Here is a 19,196-nt window from a genome sequence, read left to right on the forward strand (position 1 = left end):
GCGATGCGCCGCGCGGGCGGCGCTCGATCTCGAACCCCCTGAAAAACCATCGCCATGCACCACTAACGGCAAACCATTACTCCAAGCGTAACGAACAGCCCCCCAGCTTGATTGATCCCCCAATCCTGCTCGCCCTAATGTGCCCCCACGACAGCGAACCCGTGGAGTCACCCAATGACCATAACGAAGAATCCACCGCCGCAATGGTCCAGGCGACGCGCCGAGAAGCAGCGCCGCCTGGACCGCGTCCGTCACCTGGCCGACGGTGTGGTGCTGCCCACCGAACGGATCGTCGAAGCCCTGGAACTGCTGATTGCCCCTGGCGACCGCGTGGTGCTCGAAGGCAACAACCAGAAGCAGGCCGACTTCCTCTCGCGCTCGCTGGCAAAGGCCGACCCCGAGCGCCTGCACGATCTGCACATGATCATGCCCAGCGTCAGCCGCGCCGAGCACCTGGACCTGTTCGAACGCGGCATCGCCCGCAAGCTCGACTTCTCCTTTGCCGGCCCGCAGAGCCTGCGTATCGGCCAACTGCTGGAAGACGGCCTGCTCGAAGTCGGCGCCATCCACACCTACATCGAGTTGTACTCGCGGCTGCTGGTCGACCTGATCCCCAATGTCACGCTGGTCGCCGGCTTCATGGCCGACCGCGAGGGCAACCTGTACACCGGCCCCAGCACCGAAGACACCCCGGCGCTGGTCGAGCCAGCCGCCTTCAGCGACGGCCTGGTGATCGCCCAGGTCAACCAGCTGGTGGACCGCGTCGACGACCTGCCGCGGGTGGACATTCCGGCGTCCTGGGTCGACTTCGTGGTGGTCGCCGACCAGCCGTTCTACATCGAACCGCTGTTCACCCGCGATCCGCGCCACATCAAGCCGGTGCACGTGCTGATGGCGATGATGGCGATCCGCGGCATCTACGAGAAACACCAGGTGCAGTCGCTGAACCACGGCATCGGTTTCAACACCGCCGCCATCGAGCTGATCCTGCCCACCTATGGTGAGTCGCTGGGCCTCAAAGGCAAGATCTGCCGCAACTGGACCCTCAACCCGCACCCGACCCTGATCCCGGCCATCGAGACCGGCTGGGTCCAGAGCGTGCATTGCTTTGGCACCGAGCTGGGCATGGAAGACTACATCGCCCAGCGCCCGGACGTGTTCTTCACCGGCCGCGACGGCTCGCTACGCTCCAACCGCATGATGTGCCAGCTGGCCGGGCAGTACGCGGTCGACCTGTTCATCGGCGCCACCTTGCAGGTCGATGGCGACGGCCATTCCTCGACCGTCACCCGCGGCCGCCTGGCAGGCTTTGGCGGGGCCCCGAACATGGGCCACGACCCGCGTGGCCGGCGCCACGCGACCCCGGCCTGGCTCGACATGACCGTGCCCGAGACCCTGCTCGAACGTGGCCGCAAGCTGGTGGTGCAGATGGTCGAAACCTATCAGGAAGGCGGCAAGCCCACCTTCGTCGAAACCCTCGACGCTGTGGACGTGGCGAAGAAAGCCGGCATGCCCCTGGCGCCGGTGATGATCTATGGCGACGACGTCACCCACCTGCTCACTGAAGAAGGCATCGCCTACCTGTACAAGGCGCGTAGCCTGGAAGAGCGCCAGCAGATGATCGCTGCCGTGGCGGGTGTCACCGCCATCGGCTTGCGCCACGACCCCAAGGACACCCTGCGCATGCGCCAGCAAGGCCTGATCGCCTTGCCCGAGGATCTGGGCATTCGCCGTACCGATGCCAGCCGCGAGCTGCTTGCCGCGCGCAGCATCGCCGACCTGGTCGAGTGGTCCGGCGGCCTCTACAACCCGCCCGCACGGTTCAGGAGCTGGTAAATGACGGCTTACGCAACCCCTGTAGGAGCGGCTTCAGCCGCGACAAGGCCAGCCCGGCAACCCCAGCTCTCCCTGGCTGAGCGCCTGGCCGATCTGGCAACCGAGGCCCTGATCGACGAAGCTGACCTGTCCCCCAAACCCGGCTTGGTCGACCGCCGCAGCAGCGGTGCCCACCCCGACATGACGCTGGCCCTGATGCACGCCTCGGCGTTGGCCTTGTGGCCCTGCCTGCGGCAAATGGCCGAGGCTGCGCAGAACCACGGCCAGATCGGCCAGCCCCTGCGCATTGAGTTGGGCCGCATTGGCCGCGAAGGCGAAGCCGCCATGCTTGCCACAACAGGTGGCATCAACACCCACCGCGGCGCCATATGGGCGCTTGGCCTGCTGGTGGCTGCTCAAGCGCTGGATCCACAGGCCGAGCCCATGACCGTGGCGGCCCGTGCCGGTCGTATTGCCCTGATCGACGACCCGGCAGCGCCCCAGCAACCCAGCCACGGCACTGCAGTGCGCCAGCGCTACGGCGCCAGCGGTGCCCGCGAACAAGCCCAGCAAGGTTTCCCCGCGGTGCTCGAACACGGCCTGCCGCAACTGCGCCGCAGCCGCGCCAACGGTGCCAGCGAAAGCCAGGCTCGGCTGGACGCCTTGCTGGCGATCATGGCCGCGCTCAGCGACACCTGTGTGCTCTGGCGCGCCGGCCCGCAAGGCCTGCAAACCCTGCAAGCAGGCGCCCGCGCGGTGCTCGATGCCGGTGGCTGCGCCACCTTGGACGGCCGCCGCCAGTTACGCCAGCTGGACGCGCAACTGTTGCAACTGAACGCCTCACCGGGCGGCGCTGCCGATCTGCTGGCCGCCTGCCTGTTTCTCGACAAAGCCGGGAGCCTGTGAAATGGAAACCCTGAACTTTCAATTCCCCGCCGCCGAGCCTGGGCGTGGCCGCACCTTGGTCGGCTGCGTCAGCTCCGGCGACCTGGAAGTGCTGATCGAGCCCGGCAACGCCGGCCGCCTGGACATCCAGGTGGTCACTTCGGTCAACGGCAGCAGCGCACGCTGGCTGCAGTTGTTCCAGCGCCTGTTCGATGGCCGCACGCTACCCGCCGTGAAGATCGACATCCACGACTTCGGCGCCACCCCTGGGGTCGTGCGCCTGCGCCTGGAGCAAGGTTTCGAGGAGATTGCCCATGACTGACATCGCCCGCCTGCTGCAAAGCCGCAGCTTCGTCGAACTCGGCGCCCGCCAGCGTGCCCGCGCCTTGCTCGACGCTGGCAGCTTCCGCGAACTGCTCGGCCCGTTCGACCGCCTGATGTCGCCGTGGTTGCCGCGTCAAGGCATCGTGCCCCAGGCCGATGACGGCGTGGTCATCGCCAAGGGCCTGCTGGCTGGCCGCCGTACCGTGATCGCCGCCATCGAAGGCGCGTTCCAGGGGGGCAGCATGGGTGAGGTGGGCGGTGCCAAGATCGCCGGTGCCCTGGAGCTTGCCATCGAGGACAACCGCAACGGTACGCCCACCTGCGCCGTGCTACTGCTGGAAACCGGTGGAGTGCGCCTGCAAGAGGCCAATCTTGGCCTGGCGGCTATTGCCGAAATCCAGGCGGCGATCGTCGAGCTTTGCGCCTATCAGCCGGTGATCGGCCTGATCGCAGGCTCGGTCGGCTGCTTTGGCGGCATGTCCATCGCGGCCGGGCTGTGCAGCCACTTGTTGGTCACCCGCGAAGCACGCCTGGGCCTCAATGGCCCGCAAGTGATCGAGCAGGAGGCCGGTATCGCCGAGTACGACGCCAAGGACCGCCCGTTCATCTGGAGCCTGACCGGTGGCGAACAACGCAACGCCAGCGGCCTGGTGGATGCCTATGTGGCTGACGACGTCGACAGCATCCGCGAGCAATTGCTGCAACTGCTGGCCACGCCATCGGCCAACCGTGCCGGCCGCCATGCCTGGTACCAGGAGCGCCTGGCCAGACTGGGTGCCGATTGCCCGCAACTGGATGCCGCCGCCGTGCGTGCCCTCTATCAAGGAGAAGCCCAATGAACCGTGCCCTGAACTGGCTGCCGGGTCTGGCCGGTGGCGAACCATTGGCGGGTTATCCCGCCTCGCTGCAAGTGGTCGACGGCGAACTGGATAACCGCCTGGCACGTTTCATTGCCGTGGTACCGGATGCGCACAACCCGTTCCCACGGGCGCGCACTGGCGAAGTCGGCCTGCTTGAAGGCTGGGGCCTGGCCAAGGCCGTGAGCGATGCGCTCGCGTTGGACCGCGAAGGCGAGAAGCGGGCCATCGTCGCGCTCATCGATGTGCCGAGCCAGGCTTATGGCCGCCGTGAAGAAGCCCTGGGTATCCACCAGGCACTGGCCGGCGCCGTGCAGGCCTACGCTCAGGCGCGGCTGGCAGGGCACCCGGTGATCGGCTTGCTGGTCGGCAAGGCCATGTCCGGCGCCTTTCTGGCGCACGGCTACCAGGCGCAACGGCTGATCGCGCTGGATGACAGCGGGGTGATGGTACATGCCATGGGCAAGGCGGCGGCAGCGCGCATTACTCTGCGCAGTGTCGAACAGCTGGAGGCGCTGGCCGCCGAAGTGCCGCCGATGGCCTATGACCTCGCCAGCTATGCGTCACTGGGCTTGCTGTGGCGGCGCCTGCAGGTCGAGAGCGCCGACGCGCCAAGTGCCAGCGATATTGCGCAGGTGCGCGCCTGCCTGGCCGAGGCCGTACGTGATATTGGCCATTCGACTGACCTGAAATCGCGACTGGACGGTGTAAACCGCAGTGCCTCCCGTGACGTACGTGCCCGTTTGCGCAGCCAGTGGCAGGAGGCTTGAGATGAACTTGCCGCAGCCACATGACCTGCTCTGGGGCATGCCGCTGGCCGACTTGCCTGCCGATGCACCTGCCTGGGCCGTGCAGGTTCTGGTCGCCGGGCAGCCGGTGGTGGTGCGGCGTGCCGAATGCGCCGATGGCTGGGTGGCAGTAGGCGTGCGGGGGCAGGGGCGGGAACAGCGCCTGGGTGCGCTGATGCGCTTGCGCGATGTGCAGCGGCAACTGCGCCCAGAGGCACTGCGCTGGGCGGGTGAGAGCCCCTGGCCAGCCATGCAGGCACTGGCCTCGGTGACCCCCGTGCTCGATGCCTGCGGGCTGGCCTGGGGGCCGACGGGAGGTGTGGCTTACCAGTTGGCCACCGGTTGCATGGTCGTGCATGGCGCCAGTGACCTCGACCTGCTGGTGCGCACGCCACAATTCATGACGCGGGCCAAGGCAAAGGAGCTGCTGGACATCCTCGATTGCGGCCCTTGTCGGATCGATATGCAACTGGAAACGCCTGCAGGTGCCTTGGCCCTGCGGGAGTGGGCGGGTGTTGCGCGCCGGGTCTTGCTCAAGTCAGCCCATGGCGCACGCCTGGTAGCGGACCCCTGGAACGCGCTGGAGTGTGCAGCGTGAGCAGCCTGCTCGCCTTCCCTGGCCAGGGCGCGCAACAACCAGGCATGCTGCAGCGCCTGCCAGAGGGCGCCTCGCTGCTGCTGGAAGAGGCCAGTGATGTGCTGGGCGAACAGGTATTGGCGCTGGACAGCACTCAGGCCTTGCAGTCGACCCGTGCCGTGCAGCTCTGCCTGCTGCTGGCCGGGGTGGCTTGGGCGCGCTGGCTGCTGCAGCGCAGCCCGGCAGCGGAGTACGTTGCCGGGCTGTCGATCGGCGCTTATCCCGCCGCAGTGACTGCCGGGGCCCTGGCGTTCGCCGATGCGGTGCGCCTGGTGGCGCTGCGCGGCGAGCTGATGCAACGGGCCTACCCGCAGGGCTACGGCATGACCGCCCTCAGCGGGCTCGACTTGGGCAGTGTCGAACACTTGCTGGCTGAAGTGGGCGGTGAGGTGTACCTGGCCAACCTCAACAGCGACAACCAGATCGTCATCGCCGGCAGCGACACGGCCATGGCCGAAGTCGCCGCCAGGGCTCGCGCCCGCGGCCAGGGCGTTGCCAGGCGCCTGGCGGTAAGCGTGCCGTCGCACTGCACATTGCTCGACGGCCCGGCTCGCGAACTGGCGGCTGCCTTTGCCACCGTCGAGCTGCGCCGCCCGCGCATGACCTACCTGAGCGGCAGCAGTGCGCGGCCGATATTCGACCCACAACGCCTGCGCGAAGACCTGGCCGGCAACATGGCGCGGCTGATCGACTGGCGTGCTACGTTGCGCAACGCCTATGAACGCGGCGTGCGCCTGCACCTGGAAATGCCGCCGGGCAGCGTGCTCAGCGGCCTGGCCCGCCCGGTGTTCGAACAGGGCAGGGTGCTGGCCCTCGAAGCCACCCGCTGGGACACCGTCGACGCGCTGTTGCGCCAGGAGGTGGCCGACAACCGATGACGGCGCTGTTACTCGAAGAACAACAACAAGCAACTTCGACTCAAGCTGAGGACAACAACAATGATCATCTATGGTGTGGCTCTGCTGGCGGTATGCACGCTGGCCGGCGTAATCGTCGGCGACTTCCTGGGCGTGCTGCTGGGCGTCAAATCCAATGTGGGCGGGGTTGGCATTGCCATGATCCTGCTGATCTGCGCACGGCTGTACATGCACCGCAATGGCGGCATGAGCAAGGAGTGCGAGTTCGGCGTCGGCTTCTGGGGCGCCATGTACATCCCGGTGGTGGTGGCCATGGCCGCCCAGCAGAACGTGGTCACCGCCCTGCACGGTGGGCCGGTGGCACTGCTGGCGGCGATCGGTGCGGTGCTGGTGTGCGGGCTGACCATTGCCGTGATCAGCCGCAGCCACCGCGGCGAGCCGTTGCCGGCGCCTGATGCGCCTGAAGCTGCCACTGCGCAGGTTGCCCCTGCAGGAGGGCGCTGATCATGTGGCCGATCATTGACAATGCCCTGGAACACAACGGCCTGATCACCGCCTTCGCGGTGGTCGGCGGGATCATGTGGTTGTCGGTGCTGCTCTCGAAGTACCTGACGTTTGGTCGGGTGCACGGCTCGGCGATCGCCATCGTCATCGGCCTGGTGCTGGCCTGGGTCGGCGGTACCGTGACTGGCGGGCAAAAAGGGCTGGCCGACATGGCGCTGTTCTCCGGTATCGGCTTGATGGGCGGGGCCATGCTGCGCGACTTCGCCATCGTTGCAACGGCCTTCGAGGTGCAGGCCACCGAAGCACGCAAGGCCGGGTTGATTGGGGCGGTGTCGCTGCTGTTGGGCACGGTGCTGCCGTTCATCGTCGGTTGCGCGGTGGCCTATGCCTTTGGCTATCGGGATGCGGTGAGCATGACCACCATCGGCGCCGGGGCGGTGACTTACATCGTCGGGCCGGTGACCGGGGCTGCGCTTGGGGCGAGCTCGGATGTGGTGGCGCTATCGATTGCCACAGGGTTGATCAAGGCGATACTGGTGATGGTGTTCACGCCGGTTTCGGCGCGGTTGCTGGCGCTGGACAATCCGCGCTCGGCCATGGTGTTTGGTGGCTTGGCGGGGACTGTGTCGGGTGTGACGGCAGGGCTGGCGGCGACTGATCGGCGGCTGGTGCCTTATGGTGCGCTGACGGCCACCTTCCATACCGGGCTTGGGTGCTTGATGGGGCCTTCGATTCTGTATTTCTGCGTCAGAGGGTTGATGGGCTGAGATCCTGGGGCTGCTTTGCAGCCCTTTCCGACCGGTCCGGCCGCCCCGGCAAGGCCGCTCCTACAGGCACCTCGCTGCCCTCAGGCAGAGGCTATCCCTGTGGGAGCGGCTTTAGCCGCGAATGGTCCAACTCAATTTTCCCGGCTATACATCCGGCACTCTGCCAACAAGGCCAACAAATTCGGCTCGCGCTCCCGGGCCTTGAGAAACACCACCCCGATATGCTGCTGTAACCGATACCGCGCCTGCAGCGCAATCAGCTTCACGCGGTTCTCGTACACCGCCGCGATCCGCCCCGGCAGCAGGGCGAACCCCACCCCGGAGCTGACCATGCTCAGCAAGGTGAAGATGTCGTTCACCTGCATCGCCACCTTCGGCTCGAACCCCGCCTGCTGGAACACCCGTGCACCATCGCGGTGGGTGGCAAAGCCCTGGGTCAGGGTGATGAAGGTGGAGTCGGCCAGATCCGCCAGGTCCACTTCCTGCTGCTCGGCGAACGGTGAATCGGTGGGCACGGCAAGGAAGATGTCGTCGGAGAACAGCGGCAGCTGTTCGCAAGCCGGATCTGCCACGCTCTCGTCCAGTGACACCAGGATGGCTTCGAGCTCGTGGTTCTTCAGGCGTTGCAGCAGGTCGACGTTCGAGCCCAGGGTCAGGTCGATGTTCAGTTCGCTACGCCGCAGCTTCAGGCCCATCACCAGCTTGGGCACGGTCTTGACGGTCAATGAGTACAGCGCGCCGAGGCGAAAGCGCTCGGCATAGAAACCGGCGGCTTCGCGGGTCTGGCGCACCATCTGCTCGGCGTCCTGGATCAGTTGGCGGGCTTTCTTTTCCAGCACGTAGGCGCTTTCCAGCGGGATCAGCTGGCGGCCTTCGTGCTTGAACAGTGGGCAGCGCAGGGCGCTTTCCAGCGAGTGGATGGCGCGGTGCACGCTGACTGCGCTGGTGGACAGTTCGGCGGCGGCGCGGCCGAGGTTGCCGCTGCGCATGAAGGCGAGGAAGGTCTCGAGCTTTTTCAGGGTCAGTTCTTCGTCGATCAGCATGCGCATGGGCCAGCGGCAAGGGAGGCGCTGATCATGCCACAGCAACGAGCCTCATGGCGGCGGCAGGTTGTTTGCCAGCAAGCGTGCCCGGCGCAGTTGCGCAAGGTTGCGCGAGCCGGTACAGAAGCAGGCGATGCGCAACTGGCGCAGGAGAATATCGAAATGCTCCACCACGGCCTGGGTGGAGGTCACGGCTGCATTCAGTACGTTGGCGGCCTGGCCTACCAGGTCGGCACCCAGGCGAATGGCCTTGGCGGCATCGACGCCGTTGGCCACACCTCCGGAGGCGATCAGGCCGATTTCCGGCACGGCGCGGCGTACTGCCAGCAGACAGTGTGCGGTCGGGATGCCCCAGTCGGCAAACGCCAGGGCGACCTCGCGCTCGGCGGCGTTGCCGGCGCGTTCGGCTTCCACCGCAGCCCAGCTGGTGCCGCCAGCGCCGGCGATATCGACCATGGCTACGCCGGCATCACACAGCATGCGCGCCACGCTGGGTGATATGCCGGCACCGACTTCCTTGGCAATCACCGGTGCCGGCAACTGAGCGGCCAGGGTTTCGATGCGTTCGAGCACGCCGCGCCAGTTACGGTCGCCTTCTGGCTGTACGGCTTCCTGCAGTGGGTTGAGGTGGATGATCAGGGCATTGGCTTGCAGGGTGTCGACGGCGCGGCGTGCCAGGTCCAGGCCATCCGGCTCTCGTAACTGTGCGGCGCCGAGATTGGCCAGTAGCGGCACATCCGGTGCCAGGCGTCGCAGCTCGCTGGTCAGGCCCTGGTCCTGGCCACTGCGCAGGCTGACGCGTTGCGAGCCCACGCCCATGGCGATGCCGAGTGCCTGGGCAGCTTCGGCGAGATGCTGGTTGATGAAGCGTGCGCGTTCGGCGCCACCGGTCATCGAGCTGATCAGCAGCGGGGCGAGCAGGGCGCAGCCGAACAGCTCGGTGCTCAGGTCGATATCGTCCAGGGCCATTTCCGGTAACGCGCAGTGCTCGAAGCGCAGCGCCGACCAGCCGGGGTCAACGCCATGCGTGGTGGTGCCGGCGGTCAGCACGATATCCAGGTGGTCGTCCTTGCGTTGACTTAGCGGGCTTTTCTTCATGCCGGCTCCATTTCGAGGGGGCAGCAGTTGTACAGCGCGGTTTGTCTCGTATAGATAAGCTGAAAATCGGTACAACATCAGGCAGTAGCGCATGCTACCGGTTCCTTTGCGGGCCGCAGCGAGGCGTAAGGTGCTCGCCGATATTCTTGCAGCCCCAACCCAATCCTCCCTCACCCCGAAGGGTGATGGCCTGCACCACGGCCCCATGCAAGAATCCCAACCACAACAACCCCGGCATGGGACCACGACAATGAGCAAAGACCGGCTGAAATCGCCCGACTGGTACGCGCAGATGGCCCGTGTCGTCGATGCTCAGGGCTCGCCCGGCTTTGTCGAGGCGCTGTTCGCCGCACTCAAGCTGATTGCGCCATGCCAGGCCATCACCGTGTTCCTCTATCCACGCAAGGGGTTGCCCTCGGCGCTGTTCGAAAAGGACGAGGAAGGCCCCTGGCTGCCAGAAGGCAACATCCACAAGTACCTCGAAGGCTACTACCTGCTGTGCCCGTTCTACCGCGCCTGCATGGACGGCATCGCCCCCGGTTGCTACCGCCTCAGTGACGTCGCCCCCGACCACTTCAAGCGCAGCGAGTACTACCTGGCGTTCTACCAGCACGCCCACCTGGAAGACGAACTCAACTTCATCGTGCCGCTTGACGAGCACCTGACTATCGCCGTGGCCCTGGCCAGCACCCGCCGCCTGGACCGTCAGCAGGTCAACGACCTCAAGTGTGTGGCCCCGTGGGTCGTGGCCACCGTGCGGCGGCAGTGGAGCCACCTTGATGTCGACGCCATCGGCGGGCGTTTCGAGAGCGCCCTGGGCCGGCAGATCAACGCCGCGCTGAACAACTTCGGTTCCTCCTTGCTCACCGAGCGCGAGTGCCGTATCGCCCAGTACCTGCTGCGCGGCCACTCGACCCGTTCCCTGGCCGAGCGCCTGGGCATCAGCGAGGACACGGTCAAGACCCACCGCAAGAACCTGTACACCAAGCTCGATATCGCCAAGCAGTCCGAACTGTTTTCGCTGTTCATCGACTCGCTCGCCCAGGCGCAGGAAGGCCTGAGCAAAGACCCGCTGGAAAGCTACCTGCGAAGGCGCTGAACGCGCCGCTTCACCCCACCCGATTTTTACTGTCAGCGGTCTGGCAGGGACAACTGCACGCCGCGTTTTACCCTGGAGAACAACAATGAACGCACCGTTCCAAGCCAAGCTGCAAGCCCAGCGCGATACCCGTGACTACCAGGCCGGCGACGCCGCGCACCACATCCACGCCTTCCTCGACCAGAAGGCGCTGAACGCCGAAGGCCCGCGCGTGATCGTCGGTGGCGAGCGCCTGCACCTGTGGGACAGCGACGGCAAGCGCTACCTGGACGGCATGTCGGGCCTGTGGTGCACCCAGCTCGGTTACGGCCGCAAGGACCTGACTGCCGCCGCCGCCACGCAGATGGACCAGCTGGCCTACTACAACATGTTCTTCCACACCACCCACCCGGCGGTGATCGAACTCTCCGAGCTGTTGTTCAGCCTGCTGCCAGGCCACTACAGCCATGCCATCTACACCAACTCCGGCTCCGAGGCCAACGAGGTGCTGATCCGCACCGTGCGCCGCTACTGGCAGGTGGTTGGCCAGCCGAGCAAGAAGATCATGATCGGCCGCTGGAACGGCTACCACGGCTCGACACTGGCAGCCACTGCGCTCGGCGGCATGAAGTTCATGCATGAGATGGGCGGCATGATCCCGGATGTGGCGCACATCGACGAGCCGTACTGGTACGCCGCAGGCGGCGACCTGACCCCGGCCGAGTTCGGTCGCCGTTGCGCCCTGCAGCTGGAAGAGAAGATCCTCGAACTGGGTGCCGAGAACGTCGCCGGCTTTATCGCCGAGCCGTTCCAGGGCGCGGGTGGCATGATCTTCCCGCCAGAAAGCTACTGGCCGGAAATCCAGCGCATCTGCCGCCAGTACGACGTGCTGCTGTGTGCCGACGAAGTGATCGGTGGTTTTGGCCGCACTGGCGAGTGGTTCGCCCACGAATACTTCGGCTTCGAGCCGGACACCCTGTCGATCGCCAAGGGCCTGACTTCGGGTTACGTGCCGATGGGTGGCCTGGTGCTGAGCAAGCGCATTGCCGAGGCACTGGTCGAGCGGGGTGGGGTGTTTGCCCACGGCCTGACCTACTCCGGGCACCCGGTGGCGGCCGCAGTGGCCATCGCCAACCTCAAGGCGCTGCGCGATGAAGGCATCGTGCGCCAGGTCAAGGAAGACACCGGGCCGTACCTGCAGCGCATCCTGCGCGAAGTGTTCGCCAACCACCCGCTGATCGGCCAGGTGCAAGGCGCCGGCCTGGTGGCGGCGCTGCAGTTCGCCGAAGACAAGGGCAGCCGCAAGCGCTATGCCAACGAAAACGACCTGGCCTGGCAGTGCCGCACTTATGGCTTCGAGGAAGGGGTGATCATTCGTTCGACCCTGGGGCGGATGATCATGGCGCCGGCGTTGGTGGCCAACCATAGCGAGCTGGACGAGCTGGTGGAGAAGACCCGGATTGCGGTGGACCGCACGGCGCGCGGGTTGGGGATTCTCTGAGACAAAAAGCGGGGCCGCTGAGCGGCCCTTTCGCGGCTGAAGCCGCTCCTACAGGTATTGCGCCGTCTGTAGGAGCGGCTTTAGCCGCGAATGGGCCTCACGGACTGAACATCAGTGTGGGGCGCGGGGAATGGTCTTGAGCAGATCTTCCGGGCTGATATGGCCAACCACCTGGGCCACCGCGCTTCCCGGTGTCGGCAGGTCGATGATGTGGTTCTTCATCTTGCCGATCACATGCATCTCGCACGGCTTGCAGTCGAACTTCAGGGTCAGCACTTCATCGCCCTGAATCAGCTGCATCGGTGCCACCTTGGTACGCACGCCGGTCACGCCCTTGGCCTGCTTGGGGCACAGGTTGAACGAGAAGCGCAGGCAGTGCTTGGTGATCATCACCGGCACTTCGCCGTGCTCCTCGTGGGCTTCGTACGCCGCGTCGATCAGTTGCACGCCATGGCGGTGGTAGAAGTCGCGGGCCTTCTGGTTGTAGACGTTCGCCAGGAACGACAGGTGCGATTCCGGGTACACCGGTGGCGGCGTGGTCTCGGCCTTGCGCGCACCGCGTGGGTGCGCCTGCACACGGGCTGCGGTCAGCGCGTCGATGGCTTCACGGCGCAGGGCCTTGAGCTGCGAGTTGGGGATGAAGAACGCTTGCGGCGCATCCAGCTCGATGCTGTTGGCGTGGTACATCGTGGTGCCCAGCTGGCCGAGCAGGTCATGCAACTGGTCCAGTGCCTGCTGTGGCTTGTTGGCGACGCCGAACGGGCCGTCCAGTGCCACCTGCACGCTGACGCCTTCCTCACTGCTCACGGTCAGCATCAGGCGCTGTTCGCGCAGCACCGCATGCCATTCCACGCCGACCCGGCGCTCGGCCGAGGTGCGCAGTAGGGCCTGCTGCCAGTTATGGTCGAGGTTGCGCGACAGCGGGTGGTTCGGCCGCAGCTTGTGCAGGCCTTCCGGCATTTCGTTGGGTTCGACGCGGTAGCGATAGCGCTTCTGGCCGTCTTCCTCGAACTCGCCACGCGGCTCGGCGATGTTGGCGCGGAAACCAACCACCTCACGCTTGACCAGCACGTTGAGGCCGTCGCCGTTGGTCAGCGGCACTTCGGTGACCACCTGCAGGTCGCGCTTGCCGACTTTCTCCACCACGCCGACCGCAAGGCCGGTGAAGGTCGGCGAGTCGAACGCGCCGATGTCGACCTTGCGGTCGGTGACGAAGTAGTCGGTGCTGCCGCGGTGGAAGGTCTTGTCCGGGTCGGGCAGGAAGAAGTGCTCGGTACGGCCGCTGGAGGCGCGGGCCAGTTCCGGGCGGCCTTCGAGGATGGCATCCAGCTCCTTGCGGTAGTGGGCAGTGATGTTCTTCACGTAGCCCATGTCCTTGTAGCGGCCCTCGATCTTGAACGAGCGCACGCCGGCATCGACCAGGTCGGCCAGGTTGGCGGTCTGGTTGTTGTCCTTCATCGACAGCAGGTGCTTCTCGAACGCCACCACACGGCCCTGGTCGTCTTTCAGGGTGTACGGCAGGCGGCAGGCCTGGGAGCAGTCACCGCGGTTGGCACTGCGCCCGGTCTGGGCGTGGGAGATGTTGCACTGGCCGGAGAAGGCCACGCACAGCGCACCGTGGATGAAGAACTCGATGGCCGCGTCGGTTTCGCTGGCGATGGCGCGGATCTGCTGCAGGTTCAGCTCGCGCGCCAGTACCAGCTGGGAGAAACCGGCCTGATCGAGGAACTTGGCCCGCTCCAGGGTGCGGATATCGGTCTGGGTGCTGGCATGCAGCTCGATCGGCGGGATATCCAGCTCCATCACCCCCAGGTCCTGCACGATCAGCGCGTCGACGCCGGCGTCGTAGAGCTGGTGGATCAGCTTGCGCGCCGGTTCCAGCTCGTTGTCGTGGAGGATGGTGTTGATGGTGGTGAACACGCGTGCATGGTAGCGCCGGGCGAACTCGACCAGTTCGGCGATATCGCTGACTTCGTTGCAGGCGTTGTGGCGCGCGCCGAAGCTCGGGCCGCCGATGTAGATGGCATCAGCGCCGTGCAGGATCGCCTCGCGGGCGATGGCCACGTCACGGGCAGGGCTGAGCAGTTCCAGGTGATTCTTTGGAAGGGACATGTCGTTATAGGTTCGGGCTGTCACGGTTAGGGCGGCATTGTAGCGGTGAAATCGGCTGGTGGCATCTTTGAGTGCCCAGAGGTGTGCAAGCTGGGCCGGCCCTTTCGCGGGCAAGCCCGCGAAGGGCTGCAGAGCAGCCCCAAAAAGTCAGAACTGGTATTCCAGCCCGGCCCCGGCATACCAGGACCTTCCTGGCGCCGCCTCGTAGTACCGGCCATTGCCATCGCCGACAATCACCGAGCCCACGTACTGCCGGTCGAGCAAGTTGTCCAGGCGCACCAGCTGGTGGAACGTCCACGGCCCGACTTGCTGCTGGAACTGCGTGCGCCAGTTGAACACCGCATAACCCGGCGCCGCATGCTGGTCGTTGGTGTCCTCGACGTACACCTTGCTCCGGTACTGCCCTTCGAGCCCCATGCTGATACCGTCGCGCGGCTTCCACACCAGCTCGCCGAACAGGCTGCTGCGCGGCACGCCAGGTAGCTGGTTGCCCTTGTCGATGGTTGTGGTGCCTTGGGTGAAAGCTTCGTCATAGGTGGCGTCGAGCAGGGTATAGGCCAGGTTGGCCTGCCAATGCGCGTTCAGCTCGCGCTGCACGCTCAGCTCGAAGCCGCGGCGCAGGGTCTTGCCGGCGTTGCGGTAGCTGGTACGGCCATCGGTCGAAGCCGCGACCACGATTTCGTCCTTGGTACGGATCTCGAAAATCGCCGCGTTGATCCGCGTGCGTTCATCCGGGCGCATCTTCAGGCCCAGTTCGTACTGGGTGCTGGTGGCCGGTTCCAGGCCGAAGTTGAAACCTTCCAGTGCCCCAGGGGCGTAGGCCATTTCGGCCTGGGTCGGGGTCTCGAAGGCCTTGCCGGCGCTGATGTAGCCGTGCAGGTCCGGGGTGAAGGCATACATGACCGACAGGGTTGGTGTAGTGCGCTGGTATTTCTTCGAGCCGCTGGCATCGCCGTTGGCCAGGAAGCGGTCGTCGACTTCCATCTCCATGCTGCTGTGGCGCAAGCCGGCATCCACGGTCCAGCGGTCCAGTTCCCAGTGTGCCTGCACATAGGGGTCAAGGCTGGTGGCGGTGTCTTGTTCATCACGGCGCAAGTCGCCTTTCACGCCCAGGGTGTCGCCGCTGAAGTTCTGGAAACCACGGCGGTCGTCGCGGCTGCGATCGTAGTCGGCACCGAAAGTCAGCGTCAGGTTGCCGGGGGCGGCGCTGACCGGCTGGATCCAGCGCAGGGTACCGCCGTGGAACTCGCGGTCGAAGTCGACCACGCCACCGCCACGGTTGTTCGCGGGTGTGCCCTTGGGAATCGACAGGTACTGGATGACGCTGCGCTTGCCGGCATACAGGTTGAACTGCAGCGTCGCATCGCCGAAATAGCGCTCGTAGTTCATGCCCACCTGCTGGTGGTGGATGCTTTTGCGCGTGTTGTATTCCTCGGCGCGCGCCGCCACCGAGCGCGGGTCGTGCTTGTAGGCGTCCCAGGTCTGGCCGAGCGGGTCTTGCGTGCCGTTCTGCTCCAGGGTGCTGAAGATCAGTGCCAGGCGGCTGTCTTCGTCAGGCTTCACGTGCACCTTGGCGAAGGTCTGGTCGCGGCGGGCGGCACTGTGGTCGCGGTAGCCGTCGGTGTCCATGCGCGAGGCATCGACCAGGAAGCCGGCCTGCTCGCTGCCGCCTTCACTGTAGACGTGGTTCTTGTTGAAGCCATCGCTGCCGAAGGTGGTTTCGGCGCCCACTTTGGGTGGGCCGGAACCATCACGGGAGAACATCTGGATCACGCCACCGGCATTGCTGCCGTAGATGGCGGACGCCGGGCCACGCAGCACTTCGATGCGGTCCGCCACGTCCAGGTTCAACGAGGCCGCCTGGCCCTGGCCATCCGGGGTGCTGGCCGGGATGCCGTCGCTGAGCAGCTTGATGCCACGGATGCCGAAGGCCGAGCGGGCGCCATAGCCACGCGAGGAAATCTGCAGGTCCTGGGCGTAGTTCTGGCGGTTCTGCACCACCAGGCCGGGTACGCGGTTGAGCGCCTCCGACAGGTTGACGCCCAGTTGGCCATCGGCGATCTGGTCGCGGTCGACGGTGTCGATGGAGTAGGGCAGGTCGAAGCTTGGGTTGGGCGTGTAGGTGCCGGTGACCACCACCGGTTCCAGCAGGTTGAAGGTGGTGGCGGTTTCGGCTTGGGCCAGCGGGCACAGGCCCAGGCCGGGCAGCAAGGCGATCAGGGCCTTGCGGCGAAAAGGGGGGTAATGCATGCAGCGTCCTGCTTTGAAGGTTGGAATGGCTGGGGCCGCGTTGCAGCCCCAAGGCCCAACCACAGATCGAATCGGGTTAACGTTTGGCAGCCATCGCGGTGACTTCTACGCGCATCTCAGGGTAGGCCAGCGCTGCCACGCCAACTGCAGCACGCACCGGCCACGGTTTGCTGAAGAAGCGCTGGTAGACCTCGTTGAACGCGGCGCGGTCGGCCATGTCGGTCAGGTAGATGGTCAGGTGCATGACCCGGTCCATGCCGCTGCCAGCTTTTTCCAGCGCGTCTTTCAGGGCCTGCAGGGTGCTCTCGCTCTGCTGGGTGATGTCGGCGTCGAGATCGGCCGGAATCTGGGTAGTCACAAGGATGCCGTTGTATTCGGCGACGTCGGAGGAAATGGACTCAGCGTCGGAATCCGGTGTGAAGATGAGATCTGCCATGGGTGTTTGCCTTGCAACGGAAGGAAAGTGGCAAGCCTACGCGAGCAGGCCGCAAGGGTCGAGCCGTTGGGCCTGTATGCATTGAAATGCCGCGCCCGGGCGGTCAGAATCGCCGCCGATTGTTGAGCAAGGGGCTGGAGTTGAACGAACATACATTATCGATGCGCCTGGAGCGTGTGGCGGCGCATGTGCCGCAAGGCGCGCGCCTGGCCGATATCGGCTCGGACCACGGCTACCTGCCGGTGGCCCTGGCGCTGCGTGGCGTGATCGAAGCCGGGGTGGCCGGCGAGGTGGCGCAAACGCCTTACGCGTCAGCCCTGCGCAACGTACGCCGCAATGGCCTGAGCGAAACCGTCACCGTGCGCCTGGCCGACGGCCTGGAGGCCATCGAGCCCCACGACCGCATTTCGGCCATCAGCCTGTGCGGCATGGGTGGCAAGACCATGTGCGAAATTCTAGAGCGTGGCAAGGCGCGGCTGAACGGCAACGAGCGCCTGATCCTGCAGCCCAATGGCGATGAGCGCGAACTGCGCAGCTGGCTGATGCACAACGGCTACCGGATCGTCAGCGAAGAATTGCTGCGGGAAAACCGTTTCGACTACGAGATCATCGTGGCCGAACCCGACGAGGCGGTGGCCTACAGTGCCGAGGAGTTGTATTTCGGCCCTGTGCTGATGCGTGAGAAAAGCCCGGTGTTCCTGACCAAGTGGCAGCGCATGCTGGGTCAGAAACAGCAAAGCCTGGCCAACTTCGAGCGTGCCCGCGATGCCATCCCGCAGGAAAAACTGCGCGAATTCGCCCGGCAGATTGGCTGGATCAACGCGGTGCTGGCCTGATTCACTGCTGCGAGCAGTTACCCATTTCGCGGTAGTCGACTTCGCGTTTCTGGCCCTGGTGGTCGATATACACCATGTGCGCGGTACCGACCTGGCAATCGGCGGCGTTGCTGGCCGGGGTGATCGAGATGACCTTGGCCACATCCAGCGGCATACCGTACTCATAGTTGCTGGCGGTCGGCTGGCTGGCCGGCGTATCGGCGAAGGCACCGAACGACGCAAGGGCGGCAGACAGGGCGACAAAAGCGATCGAACGTTTCATGGCAGGCTCCTTTTTCAATGTTTTACCAATGATGTATTCATTGGTGATCCTCAATAAATGGGCTAAGTCGTGATAGATTCCTGCCTGGAACGTACGAATAAGATCGATCAAGGAGCCAAACCCCCATGGATATGCTGCACGCCATGCGTACCTTTGCCCGGGTGGTGGAGTGCGGCAGCTTTGCTGCAGCCGCCAATGCCCTCGACATTTCAGCGGCGCAGGTGTCGCGGATCGTTGCCGAGCTTGAGAACCAGTTGCAAACCCGCCTGCTGCACCGCACCACCCGGCGCCTGCGCATGAGCGAGGCGGGCGAGCGGTTTCTGGAGCGGGCGCGGCAGATCATGGCGTTGACTGACGAGGCCATGGATGAAGCCCGCGGCGCGCACCTCACCCCGCGTGGCCGCTTGCGCCTGCACTGCCCGCACGGCCTGGGCATGTTGCTGATGCCGCTGGTGGCCGGCTACAACGCCCTGTGCCCGGAAGTGGCCATCGAGCTGACGCTGTCCCAGCGCAACCCCGACCCGCTGGCCGAGGGGCATGATGTGGTGATCACCGTGGATGAGGCCTTGCCTGATTCGCAGCTGATTGCCGTGCCATTGGGCACCATCTTCAGCATCCCCTGCGCGGCGCCCAGCTACCTTGAAAGCCATGGCGTGCCCGAGCGGCCGGAAGACCTGCACGAGCACCGCTGCCTGCGCATGGCCTATCCGATGCATGAAGGTGACTGGGTATTTCCCCAGGGGCTCGACCACTGCGTGATCGCCCCTCGTGACAGCTTCCTGACCAATGTCGCCGATGCCATGCTGGTGGCCAGCGAACTGGGCATGGGCATTGGCCTGCTGCCGTTTTACACCGCCAGCCAGGCCATCGAGCAGGGGCGCCTGCGGCGGTTGCTGGCGCCGTATCGGCTACGTGAGAGCGCGCTGTATGCGATCTACCCGTCGCGGCATTACCTGGATGCCAAGGTGCGGACCTGGATCGATTACCTCAAGGAACAGCTGCCGGGGTTGTTTGCGAGCCACGAACGGATTGTCGACGACGCGCAGTTCTGGCGTTGACGATAGGGCTTTTGTGGGAGCGGCCTTGTGTCGCGATTGGGCTGCAGAGCAGCCCCGGGGTCTATGCATTAGAGCAGAAGGTGCTGGG

19 protein-coding genes are annotated in these 19,196 nt (G+C 65.4%); 13 read left to right on the plus strand and 6 right to left on the minus strand.

Features of this window, described 5'->3' with window-relative positions; all coding sequences use genetic code 11:
- The first annotated feature begins 174 nt into the window (after window positions 1-174).
- Genes mdcA through madM form a run of 9 tightly spaced genes read left to right on the plus strand, consistent with a single transcriptional unit; the run spans window position 175 to window position 7,434 of the window.
- Entirely contained in the window at window positions 175-1,836 is a 1,662-nt protein-coding gene (gene mdcA, locus BUQ73_RS11435) for a malonate decarboxylase subunit alpha (protein WP_079228029.1), read from the plus strand.
- Complete coding sequence (locus BUQ73_RS11440) at window positions 1,837-2,721, plus strand: triphosphoribosyl-dephospho-CoA synthase (protein WP_079228030.1); 885 nt, start codon at window positions 1,837-1,839, stop codon at window positions 2,719-2,721.
- Between the two features lies 1 nt (window position 2,722).
- The gene (locus BUQ73_RS11445) at window positions 2,723-3,022 is read left to right on the plus strand and encodes a malonate decarboxylase subunit delta (protein ID WP_079228031.1); all 300 of its coding nucleotides are present in this window, start codon (window positions 2,723-2,725) and stop codon (window positions 3,020-3,022) included.
- A complete protein-coding gene (locus tag BUQ73_RS11450) occupies window positions 3,015-3,863 on the plus strand; it encodes a biotin-independent malonate decarboxylase subunit beta (RefSeq protein ID WP_079228032.1) in 849 nt (282 codons plus the stop codon). The genes BUQ73_RS11445 and BUQ73_RS11450 overlap by 8 nt, the downstream gene beginning before the upstream one ends.
- Window positions 3,860-4,651, plus strand: coding sequence for a biotin-independent malonate decarboxylase subunit gamma (mdcE, locus tag BUQ73_RS11455; protein WP_079228033.1), 792 nt, complete (start codon window positions 3,860-3,862; stop codon window positions 4,649-4,651). The genes BUQ73_RS11450 and mdcE overlap by 4 nt, the downstream gene beginning before the upstream one ends.
- Window position 4,652: 1 nt before the next feature.
- Window positions 4,653-5,267: a malonate decarboxylase holo-ACP synthase gene (locus BUQ73_RS11460; RefSeq protein ID WP_079228034.1), complete on the plus strand. Its 615-nt coding sequence runs from the start codon at window positions 4,653-4,655 to the stop codon at window positions 5,265-5,267.
- On the plus strand, window positions 5,264-6,184 hold the full coding sequence (gene mdcH, locus BUQ73_RS11465; RefSeq protein ID WP_079228035.1) for a malonate decarboxylase subunit epsilon: 921 nt from the start codon (window positions 5,264-5,266) through the stop codon (window positions 6,182-6,184). Before BUQ73_RS11460 ends, mdcH begins: the two co-directional genes overlap by 4 nt.
- 60 nt (window positions 6,185-6,244) lie before the next feature.
- Window positions 6,245-6,667: a malonate transporter subunit MadL gene (gene madL, locus BUQ73_RS11470; RefSeq protein ID WP_079228036.1), complete on the plus strand. Its 423-nt coding sequence runs from the start codon at window positions 6,245-6,247 to the stop codon at window positions 6,665-6,667.
- 2 nt (window positions 6,668-6,669) lie between these two features.
- Window positions 6,670-7,434, plus strand: a complete 765-nt coding sequence (gene madM, locus BUQ73_RS11475) for a malonate transporter subunit MadM (RefSeq protein ID WP_079228037.1) — start codon at window positions 6,670-6,672, stop codon at window positions 7,432-7,434.
- Window positions 7,435-7,565: 131 nt separating this feature from the next.
- On the opposite strand, the gene BUQ73_RS11480 is transcribed toward madM, so the two are convergent.
- Together BUQ73_RS11480 and fni are read right to left on the minus strand one after the other, a co-directional pair.
- Window positions 7,566-8,477, minus strand: a complete 912-nt coding sequence (locus BUQ73_RS11480; protein ID WP_008091758.1) for a LysR substrate-binding domain-containing protein — start codon at window positions 8,475-8,477, stop codon at window positions 7,566-7,568.
- Between the two features lie 51 nt (window positions 8,478-8,528).
- A complete protein-coding gene (fni, locus tag BUQ73_RS11485; protein ID WP_079228038.1) occupies window positions 8,529-9,575 on the minus strand; it encodes a type 2 isopentenyl-diphosphate Delta-isomerase in 1,047 nt (348 codons plus the stop codon).
- Window positions 9,576-9,825: 250 nt separating this feature from the next.
- Between fni and BUQ73_RS11490 the strand changes: the two genes are divergently transcribed.
- A complete protein-coding gene (locus BUQ73_RS11490; RefSeq protein ID WP_027919010.1) occupies window positions 9,826-10,674 on the plus strand; it encodes a helix-turn-helix transcriptional regulator in 849 nt (282 codons plus the stop codon).
- 85 nt (window positions 10,675-10,759) lie between these two features.
- Window positions 10,760-12,154, plus strand: coding sequence for an aspartate aminotransferase family protein (locus BUQ73_RS11495; RefSeq protein ID WP_027919009.1), 1,395 nt, complete (start codon window positions 10,760-10,762; stop codon window positions 12,152-12,154).
- A 111-nt stretch (window positions 12,155-12,265) separates the two neighbouring features.
- On the opposite strand, the gene BUQ73_RS11500 is transcribed toward BUQ73_RS11495, so the two are convergent.
- The 3 genes from BUQ73_RS11500 to BUQ73_RS11510 all read right to left on the minus strand — a co-directional run bounded on the left by BUQ73_RS11500 (window position 12,266) and on the right by BUQ73_RS11510 (window position 16,952).
- A complete protein-coding gene (locus BUQ73_RS11500; protein ID WP_079228039.1) occupies window positions 12,266-14,266 on the minus strand; it encodes a peptidase U32 family protein in 2,001 nt (666 codons plus the stop codon).
- A gap of 147 nt (window positions 14,267-14,413) precedes the next feature.
- The gene (locus BUQ73_RS11505; RefSeq protein ID WP_079228040.1) at window positions 14,414-16,516 is read right to left on the minus strand and encodes a TonB-dependent receptor family protein; all 2,103 of its coding nucleotides are present in this window, start codon (window positions 16,514-16,516) and stop codon (window positions 14,414-14,416) included.
- A 76-nt stretch (window positions 16,517-16,592) separates the two neighbouring features.
- The gene (locus BUQ73_RS11510) at window positions 16,593-16,952 is read right to left on the minus strand and encodes a RidA family protein (protein ID WP_079228041.1); all 360 of its coding nucleotides are present in this window, start codon (window positions 16,950-16,952) and stop codon (window positions 16,593-16,595) included.
- A gap of 140 nt (window positions 16,953-17,092) precedes the next feature.
- Between BUQ73_RS11510 and BUQ73_RS11515 the strand changes: the two genes are divergently transcribed.
- Complete coding sequence (locus BUQ73_RS11515; protein ID WP_079230538.1) at window positions 17,093-17,788, plus strand: tRNA (adenine(22)-N(1))-methyltransferase; 696 nt, start codon at window positions 17,093-17,095, stop codon at window positions 17,786-17,788.
- Window position 17,789: 1 nt separating this feature from the next.
- Here BUQ73_RS11515 and BUQ73_RS11520 read toward each other — a convergent pair whose 3' ends face one another.
- Window positions 17,790-18,050, minus strand: coding sequence for a DUF2790 domain-containing protein (locus BUQ73_RS11520; protein ID WP_079228042.1), 261 nt, complete (start codon window positions 18,048-18,050; stop codon window positions 17,790-17,792).
- A 125-nt stretch (window positions 18,051-18,175) separates the two neighbouring features.
- Here BUQ73_RS11520 and BUQ73_RS11525 point away from each other — a divergent pair, with 125 nt between their 5' ends.
- On the plus strand, window positions 18,176-19,108 hold the full coding sequence (locus BUQ73_RS11525) for a LysR family transcriptional regulator (RefSeq protein WP_079228043.1): 933 nt from the start codon (window positions 18,176-18,178) through the stop codon (window positions 19,106-19,108).
- Window positions 19,109-19,196: the final 88 nt, after the last annotated feature.

The organism is Pseudomonas putida (assembly GCF_002025705.1).
GTDB lineage: Bacteria > Pseudomonadota > Gammaproteobacteria > Pseudomonadales > Pseudomonadaceae > Aquipseudomonas > Aquipseudomonas putida_J.